The organism is Mannheimia sp. USDA-ARS-USMARC-1261, assembly GCF_000521605.1.
Taxonomy (GTDB): Bacteria; Pseudomonadota; Gammaproteobacteria; order Enterobacterales; family Pasteurellaceae; genus Mannheimia; species Mannheimia indoligenes.
This window is the reverse complement of record NZ_CP006942.1, coordinates 261577-286134: the sequence shown is the minus strand read 5'-3', so window position 1 is coordinate 286134 and position 24558 is coordinate 261577. Positions and strand designations below refer to the sequence as shown.

Here is a 24558-nt window from a genome sequence, read left to right as displayed (position 1 = left end):
TTGCCCCTACAGATAATCCAAGCGGTCATTTTTTATAAAAATTTTGCAAAAATACGGAAAAACTATGGCGAAAAAAGATTATTACGAAGTTCTTGGGTTAGAAAAAGGGGCAAGTGAGAAAGACATCAAACGTGCTTATAAACGTTTGGCGGCAAAGCATCACCCTGACAAAAATCAAGGCAGTAAAGACTCGGAAGAAAAATTTAAAGAGATTACTGAGGCGTACGAAGTTTTAACCGACAACGAAAAACGTGCGATGTACGACCAATACGGACACGCTGCTTTTGAACAAGGCGGTGGCGGTTCTGGCGGATTTGGTGGCTTCGGTGGCGGTGGTTTTGGCGGCTTTGAAGATATCTTTAGTGAAATGTTTGGTGGTGGCTTCGGAGGCGGTGGTCGCCGACAACGTGTGGTGCGTGGCGATGATTTACGTTACGATATCGAAATCACGCTGGAAGAAGCTGTAAAAGGTTGCAAAAAGGATATTCGCATTCAAACCTTAGCGGAATGTGATACTTGCCACGGCTCAGGTGCAGAGGCTGGTAGCAAAGTGGAAACCTGTTCTCACTGCCACGGCACAGGTCGGGTTCGCCGTCAGCAAGGTTTTTTTGTAACGGAAGCGATCTGTCCAAGTTGCCACGGCACAGGCAAACGTATTGAAAAACCGTGTCGCTCTTGCCACGGTGATGGTCGTGTACAAAAAGCGAAAAATCTCTCTGTTACTATTCCGGCAGGGGTGGATACCGGTAATCAACTTCGTTTATCCGGCGAAGGGGCAGCAGGCGAAAATGGAGCACCAGCAGGCGATTTATATGTGGTAATTCACGTGAAAGAACACGATATTTTTGAACGTGATGGCTCGAATCTTTATTGCGAAGTGCCAATCAGCTTTACCCTTGCAGCATTAGGGGGCGAAATTGAAGTGCCAACCCTAGACGGTAAATTAAAACTGAAAATTCCGGCAGAAACCCAAACCGGCAAACTGTTCCGTGTGAGGGGTAAAGGGGTGGCAAGTGCAAGAGGTGGCTACACCGGCGATTTAATTTGCAAAGTTGTGATTGAAACTCCGGTTAATTTAAGCGAAGAACAAAAAGCATTACTTCGTCAATTTGAAGAAAGTTTAGAGGGTAAAGCGAAACATCGCCCGAAACACGAAGGCTTTTTCGATGGCGTGAAGAAGTTTTTTGATAATTTAGGTAAATAAAACTTATCACATTATTCATTCAAAAGTGCCTGTTTCAGATAGGCACTTTTTCATTCTATATTTGCAAAAAATTCACTAAAAGTAACCGCTTGTAATAGATTAATGAATACCTGATAATTACCATCAACTATTAAACAATAACTTCAATAGCCCTAAATTATCAAATTAATAGATTGCGAAAAAATCTATAGCCTCTATAATCCCCTTTGAATTGATTACCTATCTTACTTTTTTATGAGGATTCTATTATGTCTAAATGTCCTGTAACACATTTGACAATGAACAACGGTGCACCTGTTGTTGATAACCAAAACAGCTTAACTGCCGGTCCACGTGGTCCACTATTAGCTCAAGATTTATGGTTAAATGAAAAATTAGCTAATTTCGTACGTGAAGTTATTCCTGAGCGTCGTATGCACGCTAAAGGTTCTGGTGCGTTCGGTACTTTCACTGTAACTAATGACATCACCAAATACACTCGTGCTGCAATCTTCAGCCAAGTGGGTAAAAAAACTGAAATGTTTGCTCGCTTTACAACTGTTGCGGGTGAGCGTGGTGCAGCTGATGCTGAGCGTGATATTCGTGGTTTCGCGTTAAAATTCTATACCGAAGAAGGTAACTGGGATATGGTTGGTAACAACACGCCTGTATTCTTCTTACGTGATCCACGTAAATTCCCGGATTTAAACAAAGCGGTTAAACGTGATCCACGCACAAATATGCGTTCGGCAACAAATAACTGGGATTTCTGGACTTTATTACCTGAAGCATTCCACCAAGTTACTATCGTAATGAGTGAGCGTGGTATTCCGGCTTCTTACCGTCATATGCACGGTTTTGGCTCACATACTTATAGCTTCATCAATGCTGAAAATGAGCGTTTCTGGGTGAAATTCCATTTCCGTACCCAACAAGGTATCAAAAACTTAACAAACGAAGAAGCGGCTGCAATTATTGCAAACGATCGTGAAAGCCACCAACGTGATTTATACGAAGCAATTGAGCGTGGCGATTTCCCGAAATGGAAAATGTATGTACAAATTATGCCTGAAGCTGATGCAGAAAAAGTACCATACCACCCATTTGATTTAACTAAAGTATGGCCAAAAGCAGACTACCCATTAATCGAAGTTGGTGAGTTTGAATTAAACCGTAACCCTGAAAACTTCTTTGCTGATGTTGAGCAATCTGCGTTTGCACCAAGCAACTTAGTTCCGGGCATCAGTGTATCTCCAGACCGTATGTTACAAGCTCGTTTATTCAACTATGCGGATGCACAACGTTACCGTTTAGGTGTAAACCACCACCAAATCCCGGTAAACGCACCACGTTGCCCGGTACACAGCAACGCTCGTGATGGTCAAGGTCGTGTAGACGGTAACTACGGTAGCACAATTCATTACGAACCAAACAGCTTCGGCAAATGGCAAGAACAAGCTCAATATGCTGAGCCACCACTAAAAATCAACGGTGATGCAGCACATTGGAACTATCGTGAAGACGATGCAGATTACTTCAGCCAACCACGCGTATTGTTTAACAATATGAATGATGAACAAAAACAAGCATTATTCAACAATACTGCTGCTGGTATGGGTGATGCATTAGATTTCATCAAATACCGCCATATCCGTAACTGCTATGCTTGCGATCCGGCATACGGCGAAGGTGTTGCTAAAGCATTAGGTATGACTGTTGAAGATGCAATTGCAGCTCGTGCAACAGACCCTGCGTTAGGTCAGCCGGGTTTACTATAATTCTTAGGTAAAAACGCAAAAAGAAAAGCTCTACGAAAGTAGAGCTTTTTTATGCTTAAGATTTATTTAACCACCGTAATCTCCCATAATGCATCGCCGATTTGTTGATAATCGGTTACTTCATAGCCTTCTTCCTCTGCCCAATTTGGAATAGCTTCTGTTGCTTGGGTACAATCAAATTCAATTGTTAAGCTATCCCCTTTGTTTAATTTTGCCATAGCTGCTTTTGCTTCAACTAAAGGAAATGGACAAACAAGTCCTGAAGCCGGTAAACGAACATTCATTATAATACTCCTTAAAAATTAACTTTTTAAACGTTGCGGACGAATAATTGTAAAATATGCACCAACCGATGTACCTAAAATCATAATAGGTAATGAAATCCAACCTTGCCACGAGAAAAATGCGGTTTCAACTAAGCCGTTGCCGATAGAGCAACCGCCGGCAAGACTTGCCCCAATTCCCATTAATGCACCACCACCGGCACTACGAAGCATTGTGGTTGCATCTGGCACTCTAAAACGAAATTCATTGGATAATTTTGCAGCAACAAAAGAACCAATTAAAATCCCCAATACTAAAAACACACCCCAGTTAATGAATTTATCATCGCCAAATACAAAGTATTGAATAACATTTGCACTCGGAGAGGTAATGCCTAAACCAAAATTTCGACCTGCTGCATTACTTAGAGGCCACGCTAACAGTGCAATAAGACCAACTAATACCGCTGTTACAAACGGATGCCAACGTTTTTCAAATAAAATATGAGCTAAACCTGTTTTTCGTGGTTTTAATGCAATGGTTTTTCCTCTTGGTTTTCTTAAATGGCGAATAGCCAGTGTTAAAGTAACTACAGTTAAAATAAACACTAAAATCCAAGGTGAAATGCCAAATGTTTCGTAAATAGTGCGTTGTTCAATCACTTTACTTTTTAATTCTTGATTGAACGGGGCTAATACACCTGTTCGCATTGAAGCTGAGAATAGTGCATAAATAATTAACGCTACCCAACTACCAATTAAACCTTCACCGGCACGATACCAAGTTCCTGTTGCACAACCACCTGCATAGATGATACCAACACCGAATAAGAATGCTCCGATAATCACAGCAAGTAGCGGTAAATTCTCTGCGGGAGAGTCAAAAGAACCCGCTTCATATAACAACCAAATGCCGATAGATTGAACAGTAATCGCAATTAAAAGAGCTACAAACATACGGCTGCTTTTAGTTACATAAAGATCACGAAACGCTCCCGTAATACAGAAACGTCCACGCTGCATTACAAAACCGAGTAGGAAACCACATAACAATCCTGTTAATAACATAAAAAATACCTCACTAAAATAAATAGAGAGGTATTAAAGTATAAAGCCGCCTAGATGGCTAATAATCTTTAGTGAAATAATATGCTATTCCGTTATATTAAATATGAGGAATAAAGTCATCTTTACCGCCAAGTTTATTAAAGGCTACTCGTCTTGGATCAACTGCTTTTGCCTTTTTAATCATCGGTTCAACGGTTGAGCCTTGCACTAGAATTGAGAAAGTAACTACGGCATAGGTCATTAACAAAATCAAATCTCGTACATCAATATTTCCTTCTGAGCTAGCGATTACGGCAGAACCCGTTGGTACAGCAAGTGCCATTGCTAATGCCAAGCCGCCACGTAAACCACCCCACGTCATAATCTTGAGCGTATAAGGGTTATAAGTGCGGAAGCGTTTTAACACTTGGTACGGAATCCATAAACTGATGTAGCGGGAAAGTAAACAAATTGGAATTGCCGCAATCATCAACACGCCACCAATAAAGGTAAAATCAACCAATAAGGTGCTTAATCCAATAAGAAGGAACAAGAGATAGTTAAGTGAATGGTCAATCATCTCCCAAAAGTGGTCTAGGTATTTCTGGCTCTGTTCGGAAAAGCCTGAGCGGCGTGTCCAGTTTCCAATCATAATCCCTGCCACAACCATTGTTAATGCTCCTGAAACGTGTAAGTAATTAGCAATCACAAAGCCAACAGTTGGAATGGTAAGTGTGATTAAAATCTCAAGGCTTCCGTCATCAGTGGCAGAAATAAATTTATGAGCAATAAAACCCGTTAATAACCCAAATAAAATGCCCCCAACAGCTTCTTGTAAAAATAGCCCTACTACACCACCCAATGTAGGCTCTTGCCCCCCAAATGCTACGGCAAAAATGGTGGTAAAAATCACTAAACCGATACCGTCATTGAATAAAGATTCCCCTTCAACGTGCATAGAAAGACGTTTTGGAGCTTTGAGACTTTTAATAATTGCAAGCACAGCAATAGGGTCGGTTGGAGAAATAAGCGAGCCAAATAATAAACAGTAAACAAATCCAATATCTAATCCGCATATTCTTGCTACCGCATAAATTAAACCGCCTATTAAAAAGGTAGAAATCAAGGTAGAAATTAAGGCATAAACGGCAATCTCACGGCGTTGCTCTTTCATTAAGGGGAGCTTAATACCCAATGACCCTGCGAAAAGTAAGAAACCTAACATACCGTTTAATAAGAAGCTTTTGAAATCAAGTTGTTCGAAAATGGAAATGGCAAGTTGATCAACATTAAACCAGCCAAGAGAACCGAAGGTAAGAATAAGGAGAGAACCGATAAGAGCAGAAGCTGTGATTGCAATGGTCGTTTGAATATTTTCATTCAATTTTCTTGTAAAAAACGAAATAAACATTGCAAGCCCAAATAGCAAGCAGATATAAGAGTAAAGCTGCATAAAATTTACCTATAAATATGAAAATTGGCGTTAGTGTAAACCTTCTCCGATTGAATATCTATATAAAAAATAAGCAGAATTTACTTTTATTCAATTCTGCCTATTTTGAGTTATGCCTTAACGAGCAACCTTTCTAAAATTTGGTAATAAATCTCACCACATTTGGCTAAATCTTCTACACTCACACATTCATTCACTTTATGAATAGTCGCATTGAGCGGACCAAACTCTACTACTTCTGTTCCCATTAAAGCGATGAATCTGCCGTCTGAAGTCCCACCGCCAGTATCTAAACGAGGCGTAATTTTTGTTACATTTTCGACCGCTTGTACAGTGGCTTCCACCAATTTCCCGTTACCGGCAAGGAAAGGCTTTCCTGATAAATTCCAATTAATACGATATTTCAAACCGTGTTTTTCTAACATTTCCGCCACTTTGGCTTTAATGATTTCATCGGTTACTTCGGTGCAATAACGTAGGTTAAACTGTATATAAAGCTCGCCCGGAATCACATTATTGCTACCTGTACCCGCTTTAATGTTCGCCACCTGTAAGCTGGTTGGTGGGAAAAATTCGTTGCCGTTATCCCATTGATAAGTAGTCAATTCGGTTAAAAAGCCCAATGACGTATGCACTGGGTTTTCTGCTAAGTGTGGATAGGCAACGTGCCCTTGAATGCCTTCAATATATAAATCAGCGGTAATTGAGCCACGTCTGCCGTTTTTAATAACATCACCCAGCACCTTACCACTTGAAGGTTCGCCCACTACGCAATAATGCACCGCCTCATTACGATCCATCAAGGTTTCCACTACTTTTACCGTACCGTCTTTTGCTGCGGCTTCCTCATCAGAGGTGATCAGCAACGCTACTTTGCCTTTATGATTTGGGTTATTTCTCACAAAGGTTTCTGCGGCAACTACCAATGCTGCGAGCGAGCCTTTCATATCCGCAGCTCCTCGCCCATAAAGCATTCCATCTATAATTTCAGCAGAAAATGGCGGATATTGCCATTGGTTTTCTTCGCCGACAGGCACAACATCGGTATGCCCTGCAAAGGCAACGCAGGGTTCATCTTTGCCATTTTCTGTGCCGTATGTTGCCCACATATTTAGCGTGTCGCCAAACGGCAGCCATTCGATTTGGAAGCCGACTTTTGCCAAGCGTTCTGCAATTTCCTGTTGGCAACCTTTGTCTTGCGGGCTGATAGAATCACGACGGATTAGGTTTTGTGCGAGAGAGATGATTTCGTTTTTCATAAGATTACAAGCGGTGATTTTGGGTTATTTTTTTGCAATGTTGAGTTTACGTTCGATCTAGTCCCCCTCTTTAGCAAAGAGGGGAGAAGATCTCAGGTTAATTAAAGGTTAAACGCAGCCAAATACTCTTTTTCCACAAAGCCAATTAAAGCAATATCATCTTTAATCACAATCGGGCGTTTAATTAACGTAGGTTGTTCGATTAAAACTTTTAATGCCGTTTCACGATTCAGATTATTTTTGGTTTCATCATCTAAATTTCGCCAAGTGGTGCTGCGTTTATTTACCAAATTTTCCCAACCGAATTTAGTTTCCATTTCGACCAACCAATCTGTATTTAAACCATCTACACGGTAGTCGTGTAATTGAGGTTGTTGATTGTTTTCTTCCAGCCACTTTAAGGCTTTTTTCACGGTATCGCAATTTTTAATGCCATAAACTAAGGTTGTCATTTTTACTCCTAAAATTAATTATCTGAGTCAATCGTTGCGTGCCAAATTTTCAGCATATCAGCGGTTTCTGCTACATCGTGAACGCGTAAAATTTTTGCCCCGTTTTGAACGGCAATCAATGCAGCCGTAACAGACCCGACAACACGTTGCTCTACAGGTTTATCTAATACCGCCCCGATCATTGATTTACGAGAAAGCCCGGCAAGCACAGGAAAACCTGAATCCACAAAGGCTTTAAAATGTTTCAATAATTGATAATTATGCTTAACTGTTTTACCAAAGCCAAAGCCGGGGTCTAAAATAATATGTTCCTTCGGAATGCCGGCATTGATACAAGCAAAAATTCGCTGATTTAAAAAATCCGCCACTTCTTCCAATACATCGTCATATTCAGGGTTCTGTTGCATCGTTTGCGGATTGCCTTGCATATGCATTAAGCAGACCGGCAAGCCTAATTCCACAGCGGTTTCTAATGCATTCGGTTCGGTTAAGGCTCGCACATCGTTGATCATATCCATACCCACTTTTGCTGCTTGCTTGAACACTTCCGCCTTGGAACTATCGACCGAAATTAAGCAATCAAAACGGGAACGGATAGCCTCTACCACAGGCACAACCCGCTCAAGTTCCTGCTCAAGCGTCACGATTGCCGCATTCGATCGGGTGGATTCTCCGCCCACATCAATAATGCTCGCCCCATCGTTCAACATTTTTTCAACTTGGAACAAAGCCTTATCGAGCGAGAAAAATTGCCCTGAATCAGAAAACGAATCTGGGGTAAAATTTAAGATCCCCATAATCTGTGGCTTGGTTAAATCTAACAAGCGGTCATTTTTTTGAAAATTTTTGAAATGGATTTGCATCTACTTTTCAGCTCTTAATTTTGCTAATACGCCTTTTAATGTTTTGTCCAAGGGTGCGGTAATTACCATCTCTTCCCCACTTTTCGGGTGTTCAAAACGAATAGAATAAGCATGTAGAAATAAGCGGTGCAAACCGACTTCTTTCATTTTGCTATCAAATTCATTGTCGCCATATTTGTCGTCTAAGGCGATTGGGTGACCTGCGTATTGAGTATGCACACGGATTTGGTGGGTTCTGCCTGTAACCGGCGAGGCTTTCACCAAAGTTGCATTTGCATAACGCTCTTCAATACTAAAGCGAGTTTCTGAAGGTTTGCCCTCTTCGCTCACTCGCACAATGCGTTCACCACTTGCCAATTCGTTTTTCAGCAACGGAGCTTTAATCACTTTGGTGTGAGCTTGCCACTGACCACGCACTAATGCCAAGTAATCTTTTTGCACCACCTTTTCACGCAGTTGTTCGTGCAGGCTACGTAAAGCCGAGCGTTTTTTGGCTACCAACAAAATGCCCGAAGTATCACGGTCAATTCGGTGAACCAGTTCTAGAAAGCGAGCTTGCGGGCGTAATGCTCGTAATGCCTCAATTACGCCAAAACTCAAACCGCTACCACCGTGTACCGCAATGCCTGAGGGCTTGTTGATCACCAACATCACTTCATCTTCATACAGAATTTGATCTTCCAATTCCGCTACTTTATTCAGTTTGGTAGAAATAGGGGCTTCGTTTTTCTCGGCTACACGCACAGGCGGCACACGCACGACATCTTCTGCCTGTAACTTATATTCCGGCTTGATTCGGCCTTTGTTTACCCGTACCTCACCTTTACGCACAATACGGTAAATCAAACTTTTCGGCACACCTTTGAGTTTGGCTAATAAAAAATTATCTAAACGCTGCCCGGCTTCATCTTCATTGATAGAAAAAAACTGAACGCCGGCACTAATTACTTTTTCTGTTGTCATTATGTTGTCTTTTAGGGAAAATACTGCCCTGAATTTTAGCACAAAAACCGCCAACCTTTGCAGATTGGCAAAACTTTTCATTTTAATTTAAGGAACCAAAATGACCGATAAAGCACAACCGGCAGCCAATATTGATGTCGTAGCAGAAACCGAAAAAGTAATCGACAAAGTGAGTAGTATGAACTTTGAGACGATGCTCAATGAATGGATTATCCCTTACGGCACTAAGATTTTACTTGCCATCGCAATTTTTATCGTCGGTAAATTCTTAGCACGAATTATCAGTAATTTATTAGGCAAAGCGGCATTAAAATCAACCAAAGATGAAATGCTACAAAGCTTTATTTCCTCTATTAGCTATTTCTTATTGCTCTTAATTGTCGTGATTGCCTCGCTTTCACAAATCGGCATTAATACCAGTTCATTAGTCGCATTAATAGGTGCTGCCGGTTTGGCAATTGGTTTATCACTGCAAAACTCGCTACAAAACTTCGCAGCCGGTGTGATGTTATTAATCTTCAAACCGTTCCGTAAAGGCGATTTAATCGAAACCGGCGGAATGACCGGCGTGGTAGAACAAATGGGCTTATTAGTGTTGGAACTTCGCACCGGCGATAACAAAACCGTGTTATTACCAAATGGCAAAGTGTTCTCAGACAGTATTGTGAACTATTCAAACAACCCAACCCGCCGTATTGATTTTACCTTTGATATTTCTTACGATTCTAATATCAAAGAAGCCAAAGAGATTATTGAGCGTATTTTAGAAACGAATGAATATGTTCTAAAAGAGCCGAAACCTGTTGTTGCTGTAGGTGCTTTAGCGGCAAATAGTGTACAACTGGTTGTTCGTCCTTGGGTTCAAACACCAAACTATTGGTCTGCTTATTGGGAAATTACCGAGCAAATCAAATTAGCATTTGATAATGCAGGTGTGGAAATCCCTTATAATCAAATGGAATTACATATTAAAAACAACTTGTTAGATAATAAAGAACAAGAGAAGTATTAAACAAGCGGTCTTTTTTCAATAAAATTTTGCAAATTGAAAGCGAAGGTTTATACTTTAGCTAAATGACTTAAGAACAGGAGCATATTATGCGTATTGATACCTCTGAGCTTTGCGATCTTTATTCTGACCAAGTGGATGTTGTTGAACCGATTTTTTCAAGCTTCGGTGGAGCATCATCATTTTTCGGTAAAATTACCACCGTTAAATGTTTTGAAAGCAATGGTTTAATTGCCGAAGTATTAGAAGAAGAAGGTGAAGGGCGTGTATTATTAGTTGATGGTGGCGGTGCAGTTCGCCGTGCATTAATTGATGCGGAGCTGGCTCAACTGGCAGTGGATAACGGCTGGGAAGGAATTATCGTTTATGGTGCTGTTCGTCAGTTAGATATTTTAGAAAGATTAGATATCGGCATTCACGCACTCGCTCCAATTCCTGTGGGGGCAGATAATACCGATATTGGCGAAGTGGATACGCCGGTTAATTTTGGTGGCGTAACTTTCTTCCCTGAAGATTATGTATATGCTGATTTAACCGGTATTATTCTTTCGCAAGAATTGTTGGATTTAAACGAAATTAGCGAATAATTTGCAAAAAATTCACAAAAACCGACCGCTTGGTCGGTTTTTTTATTAAGGAAATCGTTAGAAGTTTAAATAAAAATCTTGCGTGAGTTGTTTAAATTCAGATGTATAGCGATTATTCAGATCGTAAATCACCAGTTCTTTTTGTTCGCACACTTTACTTTGCAAACAGAAACTCACAATACTTCGCTTCGGCTCTTTACCTACTTTAGTAAAAATCGACCACTGCTCAATACAATACAAACCGATATTGGGACTTTGTGAAATGAGTTTTTCTGCCGCTTCTGTGGGTAAAATCATTGTAATTCTACCACTTTGGGCTAACCAGTTTTTTGCTTGTTTTAACCAATCAAAATGGCTGGCAGCATTTACCGAACGAGCCAGATCTCGTGCTTTGGTTTTTGTTGCTAAAGAGTCTTCAAAATAAGGGGGATTGCTGACAATTAAGTCAAATTTCTGCTCAAACTGTTGCAGCATTACATCACCTTGTAAAACCGTAATACGATTTGACCACGCAGAATTTTCGGCATTTTTGACCGCTTGTTGGTAAGCATTTGGCTCAAGTTCTAGTGCTGTAATTTTACAATTGTTGTTTGTACGTTGAGCAAGCATTACTGCAATCAAGCCAGAACCTGTGCCTAAGTCTAAGATTTGCTGAACATTTTTGATGTGAGCAATTGCCCCAAGCAAAATGCCATCAGTATTGACCTTCATCGCACATTTATCGTGCTGAATAAAAAACTGTTTAAATTGAAAACCGTTCGACATCACTTTATTTCAACAATAAAAAACCCCGATAGGTATTATCGGGGTTAATTCGGATGATTGCAAATTAGTTACAAGAACAGCCTTTTGCATAGTTAGTGCAGTCTGCACAAGCAGCAGTGAACATCCACACTAATTTTTCTTGCTCTTTGATGTAATCGCTCATTTGAGAAGCAGTACCTTCATCGTTTGCTTCGTTTGCAATCGCAAGAATATCACGTTGCTGACCTAAAAGGGTTTTGAAACCTTCCAACGTGCCGTATAAACACTCTTGAGCCGCAGATACACCAATGTGTTCTTTGATTTGTGATTGGGTTAAGTATTGGCTGAATCCGTTATTTGGCGTATGACCTAAAGTTAAAATACGCTCTGCAATTTCATCGACTTTAGAGACTAAATCATCGTAGATTTCTTCAAATTTTGCGTGTAATTCAAAGAAGTTTACGCCACGCACGTTCCAGTGGTAACCACGCACGTTAGTGTAAAATACTTGGTAAGTCGCTAATAAACCATTTAACTCATCTGCTAATTTTTTTGCGATTTCTCTATCTAAACCGATATTTGACATTGCCATAATATGCTCCTGTTATTAATAGTTAATTATTCAAATTAAATTGCATACTGCTTATTTAATTTATGGTTATCTTACTCCTCAAATAACAAAGAGGCAAATGGTTATAATATATACTTATCATAGCTAAAACCTATCACAAAAATTTATTTGAATGATAATAACTATCAAATTTATTCCTATTCTTTCGGTGCAACTTCTTCAATTGGGATAGATTGCTTACCTTCTGCCTCTTCAGCTTTTGGGTTTGGATTATTTTCTTTCTTCAGTGAAAGAGCATCCCACACACTTGGTTTAGCCGCAACCACGGTGCCTGTGCTGGTACAATAACGCTGTCCTTTATCACGCCAAACAGGAATTTGTCTGCCGCTGTCGCAATTCCAACTACCGTAGCTATTAATCCCTACCCATTGCATAGTATCGAGTTTTGGTAATTTGTACGCCTGCGGTAACGCACGTTCCAAATATTGCTTATAAACATATAACGCACCGCTTGAACCAGTTAGATTGGTATCCGTATTGTTATCTTTACCTAACCATACGGTAGTAACGTGTTCGCCATCAACCCCCACAAACCAAGTATCTCTTGCATTATTGGTTGTACCTGTTTTACCTGCTAATTTTAACTTCGCAAAATCATTTTGCAGACTACGAGCCGTACCTCGTTCTACTACCTGTTGCATTGCGTACATTGTTTGCACCGCAGCTTCAGGTGGAAGCACTTGCTCACTCGCTTTGTCGTTATCACGCTGGTAGAACATTTCGCCATTATGCGAAATAATTGCCTCAATGGTCGTTAATGGTGTTTTTAACCCTTCATTTGCAATGACTTGGTAAGAGCGAGTTACATCATAAGGTGAAATCGAGTAAGAACCTAATAATGTTGATGGATATGGCGGAATTTCTGCATTATTCCAACCCATCTCTTTTTGCTTAGCAATCACTTTCTTCAAGCCCACTTTCATACCGATATTAACCGTTGGAATATTCAGTGAGCGAACGAGAGCATCCATAAACATTACCGAGCCACTAAAGCTGCGATCATAGTTACGAGGTGTCCAATAGGTTGAGCCAACTTTAATGGAAATCTGTCTATTTTGAATAGGTGTATTTAGGCGGAAAAGTTCTGGCTGAGCCAACGCAATGGCGTAAATAGACGGTTTTACCAAAGAACCAATCTGACGTTTTGACTGAATTGCACGGTTAAAGCCGGCAAATTGGGTTAAACGGTCGCCCACAATCGCACGCACTTTACCTGTACGGTACTCTGCCACCACAATGGCAGATTGCAAATCGGTAACTTTTTTATCTTTGCTCTCTAAATCTTCCAAGCCAATAATAACTGCTTGTTCCGCTGAACGTTGCTGTTTACGATCTAGGGTTGTAAAAATTTTCGTACCGGAAAGCTGTGCTGCTTTCACTTCGCCTAACTCATTTTTCAAATCAAGCGTTAATGCCTGCATAAAGGCAGGTTGCTCACGATAAATTGTGCCTTTTTCACGCACATTTAATGGGCGAGCACTTAATAAATCGTACAGTTCTTGGTTTATCACTTGATGTTCAAGCAATAAACGTAACACCACATTACGACGTTCCGTTGCCCCCTGTGGATTTCGCCACGGATTATATAGCGACGGACCTTTTACCATTCCCACCAACAAGGCAATTTGGTCAAGGCTGATTTCTTGAATAGGACGACCAAAATAGAATTGGCTTGCCAATGCAAAACCGTGAATTTGATAGCTACCATTCTGCCCTAAATAAATTTCATTCAGATAGGTTTCTAAAATACGGTTTTTTTCATATCTGAAATCCAAAATAACCGACATCAAGGCTTCATTGATTTTACGCACAAGCGATCTTTCGTTAGTTAAAAACAAGTTTTTAACTAACTGTTGAGTTAAGGTGCTTCCACCCTGGACGGTTCTACCTGCTTGATAGTTAGTAATTAATGCTCGAGCAATCCCGATTGGACTAATGCCATCGTGCTGATAAAAGCGGCGATCTTCGGTTAAAATAAGCGATTCAATCAACAAACGAGGGTATTCTTGCAATCTTAATGCTTGGCGTTCCTCATCACTATCGGAGTGCAACATCGCAAGTAATTTCGGATCTAAACGAAATTCCTCGATCAACTTCCCCTGCACTAAATCTTCAATATAAGTTAATTTATCATCTTTGAAGGTTAAACGCAGCACACGTTGAGCTTCAGGGGTTTCAGGGAAAGGGAAAGCACGACGTAGCAGCACTAAACGATTTTCTTCAATTTTGAAATCGCCCGGTGTGGCAACCTGTGAAACTTGACGATAGCCGTTATCTAACAATGCCTGTTTCGCTTGTTCAAGCGTTAAATTATCTTCAATTTTAATGCTTTCAATGCGAGCATAAACCTCAGCAGGCAATTCCCATACTTGCCCGTCCATTTTGCTACGGATTTTTCCGTCTAGGTAAATGCCGTAAAAGGCAACACTACAAGCCCCGATCAATCCGAGTTTGAACAGGGTAGTAAGAATGTAACTTCTTTTTTTCGGCTTATGCTCAAGCTCTTCTTGGCTATGCTCGTTTAGATCAACGTCTGACATAAAATTAACTTAAATTAGAAAAGGTAAGCGGTCAAATTTTGCAAAAAATTTACAAAAAACAACCGCTTGTATTAGCATAAATTACGGATTACGGCGGAATTTGCTGAAGTCCGGCTCACGTTTTTCATTAAACGCATTACGCCCTTCTTGACCTTCTTCTGTCATATAGAACAACATCGTTGCGTTGCCTGCCAACTCTTGAAGACCGGCTTGACCATCACAATCTGCATTTAACGCCGCTTTCAAGCAACGTAAAGCAATTGGGCTGTTTTGTAACATTTCACGGCACCAACGCACAGTTTCTTTTTCCAAATCTGCGTAAGGCACAACAGTGTTTACCAAGCCCATATCTAATGCTTCTTGAGCGTTGTATTGACGGCATAAGAACCAAATTTCACGGGCTTTTTTCTGACCAACAAGGCGAGCCATATAACTTGCACCCCAGCCACCATCAAATGAGCCTACTTTAGGACCTGTTTGACCGAATTTTGCATTATCTGCTGCAATAGTTAAATCACATAACATATGTAGAACGTGTCCACCGCCGATAGCATAGCCAGCCACCATTGCCACTACCGGTTTAGGACAAGTACGAATATCACGTTGGAAATCTAATACGTTTAAGTGATGCACACCGCTTTCATCTTTATAACCGCCGTAGTCGCCACGCACTTTTTGGTCGCCACCCGCACAGAAGGCATATTCCCCTTCACCGGTTAATACGATCACGCCGATCTTCTCATCAAAACGAGCATCAGAAAATGCTTCGATCATCTCTTTTACCGTGTGAGGGCGAAATGCATTACGCACTTCAGGGCGATTGATCGTAATTTTTGCGATACCGTCTTTAGATTTATGGTAACGAATATCAGTGTAACCTTCGCTATGATCAGTCCATTGTACAGGAGCGTATAAAAATTCTTCACTTGGGTATAGCATTCTTCAATTCCTTAAATGAGGTTTAAATAAAAACTAAGCGATTATAACGGAATCAACCGAAAAAGAAAAAGGCTAGGGATGATTTTAATATTTCTAACGAGGCTTTCTCTTTATTAATTCTCTTCGTTAATTTACTCTGCCACAAACGCTTACGTTTGAACGTTGCGTAAGCAACGGCACGCAGTGTGAGCGAAGCGAATAAATCTCCCCCTCCCCTCTTTGCTAAAGAGGGGGGTAAATCACACAAAATTTAAAACTCATCTTTATTCATTACAATCTTAAATAGCCAGATGAATTTGAAATTATCACAAATGGATCACCCCTCTTTAGCAAAGAGGGGAGGGGGAGATTTGGCAGAGTATCAAAAACAAACATCTAACTATAATCTTATCGATTTTTTGTGATCCCTCTCACAATTCCACACATTACCTATTGTCGTATTTTATAACTGAATTAATGTTATTATAGTTTCAGTATTTTTTGACGTTGAGGCTTTTATGTCATTACCGAATTATTACCAAGATCCAAACGTGCTACACATTAATCGCATTCCACACCACGCCTATTTTATTCCGTTTCAAAAAGGTCAAACGCCTAATCAATTAGAGCGAGAAAAATCGAATCAATTTACGTTACTCAATGGTGAGTGGCATTTTAATTTCTATGAAAGTCTTCACGATCTACCCGATAATTTCCTAAACACTACCTTTGCTCACAAAATCCTTGTGCCGTCTAACTGGCAAACACAAGGCTTTGATACTCACCAATACACTAACATCAACTACCCGATTCCGTTCGATCCGCCTTATGTACCGCACAATAATCCGTGTGGCGTTTATCAGCGTGAAATCGACTTTGAACTAAAACCAAACAAACGTTATTTGCTCAATTTTGAGGGCGTGGACTCCTGCTTGTTTGTCTATGTGAACGACGAATTTGTCGGCTATGGGCAAATCAGCCATAGCACTAATGAATTTGAGATTACGAAGCACCTAAAACAAGGTAAAAATAGCCTTGTGGTTGTGGTGCTGAAATGGTGTGATGGCAGTTATTTGGAAGATCAAGACAAATTCAGAATGTCGGGGATTTTCCGTGATGTATACATTTTGGAACGTGAGCAAAATTACCTGCAAGATTTCTTTATTCAGTATCAGCTTAGCGAAGATTTAAGCCAAGCTCATTTAAGCGTAGAAACCCAATTTACCAATCAGCCTGAGGAAGTGCATTTTCAACTTTTTGATCCGCAAGGCAATCTAGTTTTAGATCAAACAAGCGGTCATTTTTCGGCAAAAATTTGCAATTTGGTATTATGGAACGCAGAAGCTCCAACGCTCTACACGTTGCAATTGAGCTATCAAACCGAAATCATCGAGCAGAAAATCGGCTTCCGCCAAATTCAAGTAAAAAATGGCGTGCTGTTATTTAACAACAAGCCAATAAAATTCAAAGGCGTGAACCGCCACGATTCCGATCCGAAAACCGGCTATGCCATTAGCCGTGAGCAGGCATTAATCGATTTGCGTTTGATGAAAGAACACAACATCAATGCAATCCGCACCGCTCATTACCCAAATTCTCCTTGGTTTACCGAATTGTGCGATCAGCTCGGTTTTTATGTGATTGCCGAAAGCGATATTGAATCCCACGGCTCAAGTGCAGTGTATATTGAAAGTCCTGAAAACAGTATTTTCTTAAATGTGCCAAACCCGAATAAACAGGAAGAGATCCGCCAACAAGCGGTCGATAATTTCTGTTATTTTGCAAGAGATCCTAATTTTAAAGACGCTATTTTAGATCGCAATATCGCCAATGTGGAACGAGATAAAAACCGTACATCGATTATTATTTGGTCGCTAGGAAATGAATCAGGCTTTGGCGAAAATTTTGAGGCGGCAGCTCGTTGGGTAAAAGAGCGAGATCGGAGCCGTCTAACCCATTACGAAGGCTCAATTTACCAACATTCGCAATATCAAAACGACCTCTCCAACTTGGATTTATACAGCGAAATGTACCCAAGCACCGAGCGACTTGATGAATATTTTGCCGAACCGAATAATCGTAAGCCGTTTATTCTATGCGAATACTCACACGCAATGGGTAACTCTTGTGGCGATATGGAAGATTATTGGCAGACGTTCCAACAATATGCCGGTTCTTGCGGCGGCTTTGTATGGGAATGGTGCGACCACGCTCCTCTGCGACCAAATTCTGATAAATACGGCTACGGCGGCGACTTCGGCGAAACCCTGCACGATGGTAATTTCTGTATGGATGGTTTGGTTTCGCAACACCGCATTGTGCACAGCAATTTGCTTGAAGTGAAAAATGTGAACCGCCCTGTGCGAGCAGAGCTGAAAGAAGGTAAAGTTTGGCTAAAAAACCATTTAGATTTCACCAATCTTGCCGATTATCTGACCGTGCATTATTGCTTGAGTGAAAATGGCGAAACCGTGCAGAAGGGGCAACTTTTGGTAAATTGCGAGTCAAATCAGACCGCTTGTTTGCCGTTGGAATTGCCTACTTCGAGCGAAAAATTACAGATTTTAACCCTTGATTATCGCTTACGTGAAGGCTCAGCTTTATTAGCAAAAGATCACTATTTGGGCTTTGACCAACTCGTTCTCAGCGAAAAAATGGTGAAACCCGAGCTTCCCTCTCGTCCACAAGCGGTGATTTTTGTGGAAAATATTGCAAATGGCTGGCAGATCATAAATGGGGAATATCGCTACCACTTCGATAAACTTAAAGGCATTTTCACTGCAATCGAGAAAAATGGCGTGCCGATGATTGAGCAACCGCTTGATTTCAATATCTGGCGAGCTCCAACAGATAACGACCGTTTAATCCGAGAGTTTTGGCAAAAAGCGGGCTACGACAAATGCTACACCCGAGCCTATTCCACCTCGCTTTCGCAAGATGAAAACGGTGTGAAAATCGTAGCAGAATGTGGCATTGTAGCAACTGCTCAAAGCCGAATTTTAACGCTGAAAGTGGTTTATCATATTTTGCCGAGCGGCGAAATTGAGCTAAACGTGCAAGCGAAACGCCCAACCCATTTGCCGTTTTTACCACGCTTTGGGCTGCGTTTCTTCCTCCATAAAGCCAATCATCAAGCGGAATATTTCGGCTACGGCGAGCGAGAAAGTTATATGGATAAACACCATTTAGCGAAGCTCGGACGTTATCAAACCACTGCATCAGAAAACCACACAGCTTACCTCAAACCACAAGAAAACGGCAGTCATTTTGGTACGCATTATCTGCAATTACCGAATTTAACCGTTACCGCAGAAAAGCCGTTTAGCTTTAATTTCTCGCCTTATACACAGGAAGAATTAACGGCTAAAACCCACAGTTATGATTTAGTGGAAAGCGATTCAACGGTTTTATGTGTCGATTATAAAATGAGCGGCATCGGTTCAAATTCCTGCGGTCCGAGTTTGAAAGAGCAATATCGGTTAAATGAAGAAAATTTTGACTGGAAAGTGAAAATTATATTGTAATCATAAGGGCGAATTGCAATTCGCCCTTACCTTTTATAATAACAATATACTTTATTGCAAAGCCATTACTGCTTTTTTATAAACTTCAGATTGTTCTAACAAAATGCGAGCAGATTCACGCAATTTATCAATATCTTTTTCCGGCAAATAAAAAGAGGTTGGAATATTTAATACTTCTTTTTTCAACTGACCATCAGGCAGTTCTTTTAAGCCTAAATTGACAAAAAACATCTCAATTTTGGTTTGCTGTTCGTTGGCATATTTATTCCAACTATCGCTAAATTGGCTATAGCGTTGAAGGTTAATTTGCGTGGTGCTATCAATAGGAACATTGATAATCGTATTCACCACATCTTTCAAGCCGGGAACATTGGCGGATTTATCAATTTCACTTGATACTTCATTTTGAGCATTGACATTAATAACGATAACATTCTTAACCCCCAGCTCGCCGGCACGTTTATACATATCTTCAATACCAACCAAATCTGAAATATCTAATATAGAAGCCAAACCTAAGTTATCCGTTAGTCCACCATCCACTAAATGGATAAACGGGCGTTCTTTGCTATCTTGATAAAAGCTCAGTGTATGTTCCGTTTCTTCAATCTGCTTAGTGGTTAAACCATCAACTACTTTTTCTTGTTCAGTAAAGGCTTTCGGCAAGCTGAAATGACAATTTCCCCCATTATTATTCAATGTAAGCGGAGCAAAAATCAGCGGCACAGAACTTGAAGCCGCCACTGCTCGGGCAATTTCCAAATCATTTAGGTTAAGGCAAAGCCCGTCAAAGGTTTCTTGGGTGAACGTAAGTTGCTGCCCGATATTCATATCCGTTGCACTAATCACGGCAAACGGTCCTTTGCGGTTTCTCACTAAATCGCCAAATTTTTTGCCCTTATAAAGGGCTAAATTAAAGCGTTCTTGCAATAAATCTCCCCGTCCAAATTGCGGTGAGCTTAAACGAGGTAAATTAGAGACCGAAAATACCTCCGTAATAATATCTTTCTGGAAATTTGATTTTAAAAAGTTATTCGCAAATTTAGGAATAATCGCTTTTCCTTCCAACGCAAAATAAGTGGCTAATACCGAACCGCCCGACACACCAAAGGTTATATCAATATTATCTAATAACGTATTTCCCTTCTCTGTGCCCTTCACTTTTGCTTTTTGTAACTCCTCCAACACGCCATAACCCAGTGCGGCAGCCCGTGTGCCACCACCTGAAAACATTACAACAATAATGTTGCCGTCTTTAGCCCCTTCTTTGAATACGCTCTTTTGGCGGTATCCACTATCAAGGCTCACTTGTTTAATGGTATCAACAGGTTTATAAGTAACCAAACTACAAGCCGATAACATTGCTACTACGCCTAAAGTTGAAACAGATTTTATTTTCTTTAAAACAGACATAAGAACCTCTACGCTAATCTGTAACGATTATAATGATTTTATTATACAAGCGGTCGAAATTTACTAAAAATTTGCAAGATTATTTATTATGAGTAAAGAGTAACTTTCACTATATGGGCTTTATTCCATAAACAGAAAGGGATAAAATAGGCACAAATTTAGTTACTCTTTTAAGGAATTTATAAAATGGCAAAACAAATTGCAGTATTAATCGGCAGTGGCAGCAAAACTTCATTTAGTCAATTAACGGTTCGCCACTTACAAAAAATGGCACCGGCAAGCATTCAATTAAACATTGTTGAAATTGCAGATCTTCCACTTTACGACCGTGATTTAGACGAAAACAGCCCGGCACAATACACTCGTGTGCGTGAAGCAGTTTCAAAGGCAGACGGCGTTTTATTCGTTACCCCTGAACACAATGCAGGCATTTCAGCAATGTTGAAAAATGCTATTGATGTGGTTTCTCGTCCAATGGGTGAAAGCAAATGGATTGGCAAACCGGCTGGTATCGTTACTGTTGGAGCAAGTGCTGCTGGTGGTGTACGTGCAGCGGATCAAATTCGTACTATCACCTCCGGTGCATTCGTGAATATGCCAACTCTACCATTTGCATTAAATGTAGGTAACCTATTTGGTGGTGTATTTGCAGAAGATGGTGAAATTGCAAATGATGCGTTAAAAGGCTCAATGCAAAACTTCATTAATGCTTATGCTGATTTTGTAGAAAAATTTTAATTTTTTAACATAATGAAAGCCGTTTATCTCAAAAAGATAAACGGCTTTTTTAGTGCGTAAAATACAAAAATGCTTATTTCACTACATCTTTCAAAATATCTCTTAACCAACGATGGGCAATATCTTGTTCGGTTCGCTCGTGCCACGCCATCATCATCGTAAAGCCTTCTACCTCGATAGGTGGAGCTTGCAAATGCACGTTAGGTAAGGTCTTGGCTAAATGTTCAGGCAGCACAGCTACTAAATCTGAACCTTGTAACAGTTGTGGTAAAAGTGAAATATGATTTACCGAAACCATCACTTTGCGTTGTTTACCTAATTTTTGTAAGGCAATATCTGTTGCTCCGCTAAATTCACCACCGTTATAAGAAAGCATTGCAAAAGGCAGCTCACAAAACTGCTCTAAGGTCAGTTTTTTATTGGCTAGAGAATGCGTATGGCTCATCGCACAAACATAACGCTCTTCATACAGCACTGTTCTTGGCATATCTGCACTTAAATGCTGCTGACTAACCAATGCTAAATCAATTTTATTCTGCTCAAACAAAGTCTTAATATTCTGTCCTTGCACAGGCAATAACGCCACCTGTATATTTGGAGCAAGGCAGCGAAGGCGTAAAATCAGCGGCAGAGCGATAATTTGCTGCACATAATCCATCGCGGCAATACGGAGTGTCATCGACAATTTTTCCGGCTCTAGCTTCGGTGGTTGTAACATCGTATTAATTTCTTGCAAAATTTTACGAGCAGTCTGCCCCAATTGTAATGCCCGTTCGGTAGGTTGCATACCGTGTTGCACTCGTACGAATAATTGATCGTTAAAGCTCTCTCGCATCCGATTCAAAATCCCACTCATCGCAGGTTGCGTAACTGAAAGCCGCTTCGCCGCACGGCTCACATTACATTCGTCTAACAATACGACAAAGGCTTTTAGCAAGTTTAAATCAAGGGTTCTTATATCGCTCATTGTTATACCTTAAATGAAATCAGAAAAATTAGAATGATAATAGCACTTTCAACTATCAGGAAAAACACAAGCGGTCAAAATGCGGTGAAAATTTGCAAAATTTTGAGGAATTTTGACCGCTTATCAATTCCCTTTTCCTGTCCATAATAAAATATGGCAAAAATGAAATCATTATTGCTGGCAAATAAATCCTTTATCTGCTCTCTTCTTCCTATAAAATGCTATAATTCTTAAAATAATTTCAATTATAAAAATATGGTATTACAATGAGCCAATCTCTATTAGATCTACTTAAATCCCATAGTCCGGCACTATTTGATGCGGACGGCAATTTCAAATTTAATGAGTTTCAAACCACCTTAACCCAAGCGGATATTTCTTTTTCCCAAGAAACCTATCGCCTTGACTGGCGGGGCAAATCCTATGCCAAAGCCCTTGTGTATGACGAAAACCGTACGCTTTTGTCCGCTAATCACGCCCACAACGCCCAACATTCAAACAGTCAAAATATCCTAATTCAAGGCGATAATTTAGCTGTTTTAAAGCATTTGCGTGAAGCCTATCGCAAACAAATCAAAATGATATATATTGACCCGCCTTATAATACAGGTTCGGACGGTTTTGTTTATCAAGATGACCGCAAATATACGCCCGCCGAAATTGCAAAAATCACAGGCGAAAGCGAGGAAGTCGCCGAATATATTCACGGATTTATCAATGCTCGTGCGTCCAGTCATAGTGCGTGGCTCACTTTTATGTATCCACGCCTCAAACTTGCCAGAGAGCTTTTAAAAGACGATGGCGTGATTTTTATTTCTATTGATGATAATGAACAAGCCCAATTAAAATTACTTTGTGATGAAATTTTTGGGGAGGGGAATTTTGTTGATACGCTTATTGTGAAGAAAAGCGCAAATGGAATGGGAAGTAAGGATGGATTTTCTACAAATCACGATTTTATTCTAGTATACCAAAAGAATAAAATGGCAGAGCCTTTTTTAGGGATTAGAGCTTCTGAAGACTATATAGATACATTTAATAAGCAAGATGAGTTTGGAAAATACAAGACAGATGGTTTGTTTAGAAAAAAAGGAAGGGGTGCGAGAAGAGAAGATAGTCCTAACTGCTATTATCCAATTTATGCGGACTTACAAACAGGAAAAGTATTTTTAGAACAAAATAAAAATAACTCTCTAAAAGAGATTTTTCCAAAACTACCTAATGGAAAAGATGGTCGTTGGGTTTGGAGCAAACAGTTTGCACAACCTATTATCCATAGACTGTATTCTAGCCCCAAAGGGACAATTTATATCAAGGATTATTGGAGTGAAGATTTAAGACAAAAACCCAGAAGTATATTAGAGGACTCTTCCTATTTAACGGATACTGCAACTACCGAAATAATTAATTTGTTTGACAGTAAAGTTTTTGCAACCCCAAAACCAACTCAGTTAATTATCGATTTAATTGACAATTGTTGCACCAATAACGAAATTATATTAGATTTTTTTGCTGGCTCTGGAACATTAGCAGAGGCGGTTATGAGATTGAATGCAAAAAAACCAATCGAACTTCAAAATCATTTTATATGTGTGCAAATTCTTGAAGATTTAGATAAAGCATATGAGAATTCCAGTTCTGATGGAAAAGAAATTATTAAAAATGCAATAAATTTCTTGGATAAATATAATCTTACTCACGATTTGTATCAAATCACCAAAGCCCGTATTGAAAAAAGCCTTGAAAAAATTAAAGCGGAAAATCCTAATTATACAGGCGATTTAGGCTATAAAGAATATCGCATTGTCCCTGTGCCTGATAATTTTGGCACATTGGCAGAAAGCCCTGCACACGGCTTACAGTTATTAGAAAATCTGCAATTAAGCAATACAGATTGCCAAAATATTCTTACCACTTGGTGTGTACAAGACGGTATGCCTTTGCACCAGACACCAGAGCAGGTGGATTTGGGCGGTTATATGGCGTATCGTTATGACACGGTGCTATATTTGCTTGATACAGGTTTTGACACTTCGCATTTGGCGATGATTTTACGCCGTTTGGACGATACCACCGATGAATTTAATATTGATAAAATCGTCATTTTAGAACCGCACTTTGACAGTAAAGCCAAGCGAGAATTAAGTGAGGCGATAGGTCAATACAAACCCAGAAAAGGCAATAAATTGTATTTGATTCAACGAAATCGTGCAGATAAGGGGTAAA

Annotated in this window: 20 protein-coding genes; 7 read left to right on the top strand and 13 right to left on the bottom strand. The window is 40.1% G+C overall.

What is annotated here, in order from left to right; all coding sequences use genetic code 11:
* Positions 1-64 precede the first annotated feature (64 nt).
* Entirely contained in the window at positions 65-1204 is a 1140-nt protein-coding gene (gene dnaJ / locus X781_RS01370; RefSeq protein WP_025235206.1) for a molecular chaperone DnaJ, read from the top strand.
* A gap of 248 nt (positions 1205-1452) precedes the next feature.
* Complete coding sequence (locus tag X781_RS01365) at positions 1453-2961, top strand: catalase (RefSeq protein ID WP_025235205.1); 1509 nt, start codon at positions 1453-1455, stop codon at positions 2959-2961.
* A gap of 62 nt (positions 2962-3023) precedes the next feature.
* Here the strand turns inward: X781_RS01365 and X781_RS01360 are convergent, their stop codons facing one another.
* From X781_RS01360 to rluC, 7 genes are all read right to left on the bottom strand, one after another.
* Positions 3024-3245 (bottom strand): sulfurtransferase TusA family protein, encoded by a 222-nt coding sequence (locus tag X781_RS01360; RefSeq protein ID WP_025235204.1) that lies wholly within the window; start codon positions 3243-3245, stop codon positions 3024-3026.
* Positions 3246-3263: 18 nt separating this feature from the next.
* The gene (locus X781_RS01355; protein WP_025235203.1) at positions 3264-4292 is read right to left on the bottom strand and encodes a YeeE/YedE family protein; all 1029 of its coding nucleotides are present in this window, start codon (positions 4290-4292) and stop codon (positions 3264-3266) included.
* A 97-nt stretch (positions 4293-4389) separates the two neighbouring features.
* Positions 4390-5724, bottom strand: a complete 1335-nt coding sequence (locus X781_RS01350) for a cation:proton antiporter (protein ID WP_025235202.1) — start codon at positions 5722-5724, stop codon at positions 4390-4392.
* 110 nt (positions 5725-5834) lie between these two features.
* The gene (gene dapE / locus X781_RS01345) at positions 5835-6983 is read right to left on the bottom strand and encodes a succinyl-diaminopimelate desuccinylase (protein ID WP_025235201.1); all 1149 of its coding nucleotides are present in this window, start codon (positions 6981-6983) and stop codon (positions 5835-5837) included.
* 101 nt (positions 6984-7084) lie between these two features.
* A complete protein-coding gene (locus X781_RS01340; RefSeq protein ID WP_025235200.1) occupies positions 7085-7435 on the bottom strand; it encodes an ArsC family reductase in 351 nt (116 codons plus the stop codon).
* A gap of 14 nt (positions 7436-7449) precedes the next feature.
* The gene (folP, locus tag X781_RS01335; RefSeq protein WP_025235199.1) at positions 7450-8298 is read right to left on the bottom strand and encodes a dihydropteroate synthase; all 849 of its coding nucleotides are present in this window, start codon (positions 8296-8298) and stop codon (positions 7450-7452) included.
* Positions 8299-9261 carry a 23S rRNA pseudouridine(955/2504/2580) synthase RluC gene (gene rluC / locus X781_RS01330; RefSeq protein ID WP_025235198.1) on the bottom strand — a complete coding sequence of 321 codons (963 nt, stop codon included), beginning with the start codon at positions 9259-9261 and terminating at the stop codon, positions 8299-8301. It lies immediately after the preceding gene.
* A gap of 100 nt (positions 9262-9361) precedes the next feature.
* Here rluC and X781_RS01325 point away from each other — a divergent pair, with 100 nt between their 5' ends.
* Positions 9362-10273, top strand: a complete 912-nt coding sequence (locus tag X781_RS01325) for a mechanosensitive ion channel family protein (RefSeq protein ID WP_025235197.1) — start codon at positions 9362-9364, stop codon at positions 10271-10273.
* An 86-nt stretch (positions 10274-10359) separates the two neighbouring features.
* Positions 10360-10857: a ribonuclease E activity regulator RraA gene (gene rraA, locus X781_RS01320; RefSeq protein WP_025235196.1), complete on the top strand. Its 498-nt coding sequence runs from the start codon at positions 10360-10362 to the stop codon at positions 10855-10857.
* 57 nt (positions 10858-10914) lie between these two features.
* On the opposite strand, the gene X781_RS01315 is transcribed toward rraA, so the two are convergent.
* From X781_RS01315 to menB, 4 genes are all read right to left on the bottom strand, one after another.
* Complete coding sequence (locus X781_RS01315; RefSeq protein ID WP_025235195.1) at positions 10915-11622, bottom strand: tRNA1(Val) (adenine(37)-N6)-methyltransferase; 708 nt, start codon at positions 11620-11622, stop codon at positions 10915-10917.
* 64 nt (positions 11623-11686) lie between these two features.
* A complete protein-coding gene (locus X781_RS01310; RefSeq protein WP_025235194.1) occupies positions 11687-12193 on the bottom strand; it encodes a Dps family protein in 507 nt (168 codons plus the stop codon).
* Between the two features lie 176 nt (positions 12194-12369).
* Positions 12370-14772 (bottom strand): penicillin-binding protein 1B, encoded by a 2403-nt coding sequence (gene mrcB / locus X781_RS01305; RefSeq protein ID WP_025235193.1) that lies wholly within the window; start codon positions 14770-14772, stop codon positions 12370-12372.
* A gap of 81 nt (positions 14773-14853) precedes the next feature.
* Complete coding sequence (gene menB, locus X781_RS01300) at positions 14854-15711, bottom strand: 1,4-dihydroxy-2-naphthoyl-CoA synthase (protein ID WP_025235192.1); 858 nt, start codon at positions 15709-15711, stop codon at positions 14854-14856.
* Positions 15712-16208: 497 nt separating this feature from the next.
* Here menB and X781_RS01295 point away from each other — a divergent pair, with 497 nt between their 5' ends.
* The gene (locus tag X781_RS01295; protein ID WP_025235191.1) at positions 16209-19214 is read left to right on the top strand and encodes a glycoside hydrolase family 2 TIM barrel-domain containing protein; all 3006 of its coding nucleotides are present in this window, start codon (positions 16209-16211) and stop codon (positions 19212-19214) included.
* Positions 19215-19265: 51 nt separating this feature from the next.
* Here the strand turns inward: X781_RS01295 and X781_RS01290 are convergent, their stop codons facing one another.
* On the bottom strand, positions 19266-20627 hold the full coding sequence (locus X781_RS01290) for a patatin-like phospholipase family protein (protein ID WP_025235190.1): 1362 nt from the start codon (positions 20625-20627) through the stop codon (positions 19266-19268).
* Between the two features lie 186 nt (positions 20628-20813).
* On the opposite strand from X781_RS01290, the gene X781_RS01285 reads away from it, so the two are divergent.
* Entirely contained in the window at positions 20814-21365 is a 552-nt protein-coding gene (locus tag X781_RS01285) for an NADPH-dependent FMN reductase (RefSeq protein ID WP_025235189.1), read from the top strand.
* A gap of 73 nt (positions 21366-21438) precedes the next feature.
* Here X781_RS01285 and X781_RS01280 read toward each other — a convergent pair whose 3' ends face one another.
* Positions 21439-22332 (bottom strand): LysR family transcriptional regulator, encoded by an 894-nt coding sequence (locus X781_RS01280; RefSeq protein ID WP_025235188.1) that lies wholly within the window; start codon positions 22330-22332, stop codon positions 21439-21441.
* Between the two features lie 266 nt (positions 22333-22598).
* On the opposite strand from X781_RS01280, the gene X781_RS01275 reads away from it, so the two are divergent.
* Positions 22599-24557: a site-specific DNA-methyltransferase gene (locus X781_RS01275; protein WP_025235187.1), complete on the top strand. Its 1959-nt coding sequence runs from the start codon at positions 22599-22601 to the stop codon at positions 24555-24557.
* Position 24558: the final 1 nt, after the last annotated feature.